This is a genomic window from Mesorhizobium sp. M4A.F.Ca.ET.020.02.1.1 (assembly GCF_004022645.1).
GTDB lineage: Bacteria > Pseudomonadota > Alphaproteobacteria > Rhizobiales > Rhizobiaceae > Mesorhizobium.
Genome location: NZ_RZOI01000756.1, coordinates 1 through 2,814 on the forward strand (window position 1 = coordinate 1; position 2,814 = coordinate 2,814).

Genomic DNA, 2,814 nt, shown 5'->3' on the forward strand with positions numbered 1-2,814 from the left:
GCGCACCGCTTCGCCAAGTCCTGCGTGCGCTCGACCGCCGAGAACGAGGCCTATTGGCGCGACGTCGGCACCGTCGACGCCTATTGGGAAGCCAACATCGACCTGACCGACGTCACTCCCGAGCTCGACCTCTACGACCGCGACTGGCCGATCTGGACCTATGCCGAATTGAAGCCGCCGGCAAAGTTCGTGCATGACGAGGATGGCAGGCGCGGCTCCGCGGTTTCCTCGCTGGTCTCGGGCGACTGCATCGTCTCCGGCGCGACGCTGAAGCGAAGCCTGATCTTCACCGGCGCGCGCATCAACTCCTATTCGACGCTGGAAGAAGTCGTCATGCTGCCGGACGTGCATGTCGGCCGCAACGCCAGGCTGAAGCGCGTCGTCATCGACCACGGCGTGCGCATCCCGGAAGGGCTGGTGGTCGGCGAGGATGCCGCCCTTGACGCCAAGCGCTTCCGCGTCTCGGAGAAGGGCATTTGCCTTGTCACCCAGGACATGATCGACAAGCTCAAACTGTAGACAGGAATCGTCAGGCGCATGCAGGTTCTGTCGGTCACGCCCGAAATCTTCCCGCTGATCAAGACCGGCGGGCTTGCCGACGTGACCGGCGCCTTGCCGATCGCGCTGGCCGGCAAGGGCGTGGCGATGCGCACCCTCATCCCCGGCTACCCCCAGGTGATGGCCGCCTTCAAGAAAAAGAAGGCCGTCTACCAGTACCCGCTGCTGCAGGGCGGCAAAGCCTCCATCCATGCGGTTCAGATCGCCGGGCTCGACCTCTTCGTACTCGACGCTCCGCATCTGTTCGACCGCCCGGGCGGCCCTTATGGTAACGCCACCGGCGCCGACTGGCCTGACAATTGGCGGCGCTTCGCGGCGCTCAGCCAAGTCGGCGGCGACATCGCCGGTGGCGCCATCTCAGGCTATCAGCCCGACATCGTGCATGCCCATGACTGGCAGTCGGCGATGGCGCTTGCCTATATGCGCTACGGCAAGGCCGTCGGCGTGCCGTCGCTGATCACCGTGCACAACCTCGCCTTCCAGGGCCAGTTCGGCGCCGGCATCTTCGGCGAGCTCGGCCTGCCGGGCGTGGCGATGGCGCTCGACGGCGTCGAATATTATGGCGGCGTCGGCTATCTCAAGGCTGGCCTGCAGGCCGCCTGGGCAATCACCACGGTGAGCCCGACCTACGCGCAGGAGATCCGCTCGCCGGAATTCGGCATGGGTCTCGACGGCCTGATCAACATGCGCGCCATCGATCTCCACGGCATCGTCAACGGCATTGATGTCGACATCTGGAATCCCGAGACCGACAAGCATCTTGTGGCCAACTATTCGGCCGAGACGCTTGCTGCGCGGGCCAAGAACCGCAAGGCGGTGGAGGACCGTTTCAATCTCGAGAGTGACGACAGTCCGATCGTCTGCGTCGTCAGCCGGCTGACCTGGCAGAAAGGCATGGACATACTGGCGGCGGCCGTCGACGGCATCGTCGCGGCCGGCGCGCGCCTGGCAATCCTGGGCTCCGGTGATGCCGGCCTCGAAGGCGCGCTGCTTGCCGCCGCCGCCCGCCATCGCGGCCGCATCGGCGTCGTCGTCGGCTATGATGAGGCGCTCTCCCACATCATGCAGGGCGGCTGCGACGCCATCGTCATCCCGTCGCGCTTCGAGCCCTGCGGACTGACCCAGCTTTACGGCCTGCGCTATGGCTGCGTGCCGGTCGTCGCCCGCACCGGCGGGCTCGCCGACACCATCATCGACGCCAACGAGGCGGCGATGTCGGCTGGCGTGGCGACCGGCTTCCAGTTCGCGCCGAACAATGGCGGTGCGCTCGTCCATGCCGTCCACCGGCTGGTCGGCGCGCATGCCAACCCCACCGCGTGGGCGTCGATCCAGCGCCAGGGCATGAAGGCCGATGTCTCCTGGGACAGGAGCGCCGAGAAATATGTTGAACTCTATCGCCTGCTGCTTTCGAAAAGGGTTGCCTGAAGCATGATACGGACCGTCCCCACCAAACCCTATCTTGACCAGAAGCCCGGCACCTCAGGCCTGCGCAAGAAGGTGCCGGTGTTCCAGCAGGAGCACTATGCCGAGAACTTCATCCAGTCGATCTTCGACGCGCTTGAAGGTTTTGAGGGAAAGACGCTGGTGATCGGCGGCGACGGCCGCTTCTACAACCGCGAGGTCATCCAGACGGCGATTGCCATGGCCGCCGCCAACGGCTTCGGCAAGGTCATGGTCGGGCAGGGCGGCATCCTCTCGACGCCGGCCGCCTCCAACGTCATCCGCAAATACAAGACCTTCGGCGGCATCATCCTGTCGGCCAGCCACAATCCGGGCGGTCCGCACGAGGATTTCGGCATCAAGTACAATGCCGGCAATGGCGGCCCGGCGCCGGAGAAGATCACCGACGCGATCTTCGAGAAGACCAAGACGATTTCGAGCTTCAAGATCGCCGACATCGGCGCGATCGACATCGATACGATCGGAACCGTCAAGGCCGGCGGCATGGCGGTCGAAGTGATCGATCCGGTCGCCGATTACGCCGAACTGATGGAAAGCCTGTTCGACTTCGACGCCATCCGCGCCAATTTCAAATATGGCTTCCGCATGCGCTTCGACGCCATGCATGCGGTGACCGGCCCCTACGCCAAGGAGATCCTCGAGCGCCGGCTCGGCGCGCCCAGCGGCACCTGCCGCAACTTCAAGCCGCTGCCGGACTTCGGCGGCCATCATCCGGATCCGAACCTGGTGCACGCCAAGCATCTCTATGACGAGATGATTGGCCCGGACGCGCCGGATTTCGGCGCTGCCTCCGAT

The 2,814-nt window shown here is 65.0% G+C and carries 2 protein-coding genes and 1 pseudogene; all 3 read left to right on the top strand.

The genetic code is table 11. The annotated features are described in order from the left end of the window. A pseudogene (locus EN742_RS30545) lies at positions 1–519 on the top strand (glucose-1-phosphate adenylyltransferase); the annotation flags it as partial. An 18-nt stretch (positions 520–537) separates the two neighbouring features. Continuing rightward, the gene (glgA, locus tag EN742_RS30550) at positions 538–1,983 is read left to right on the top strand and encodes a glycogen synthase GlgA (protein ID WP_126055819.1); all 1,446 of its coding nucleotides are present in this window, start codon (positions 538–540) and stop codon (positions 1,981–1,983) included. Positions 1,984–1,986: 3 nt separating this feature from the next. After that, positions 1,987–2,814: alpha-D-glucose phosphate-specific phosphoglucomutase (locus EN742_RS30555; protein WP_128333640.1), on the top strand; the 828-nt coding region annotated here is incomplete at its 3' end.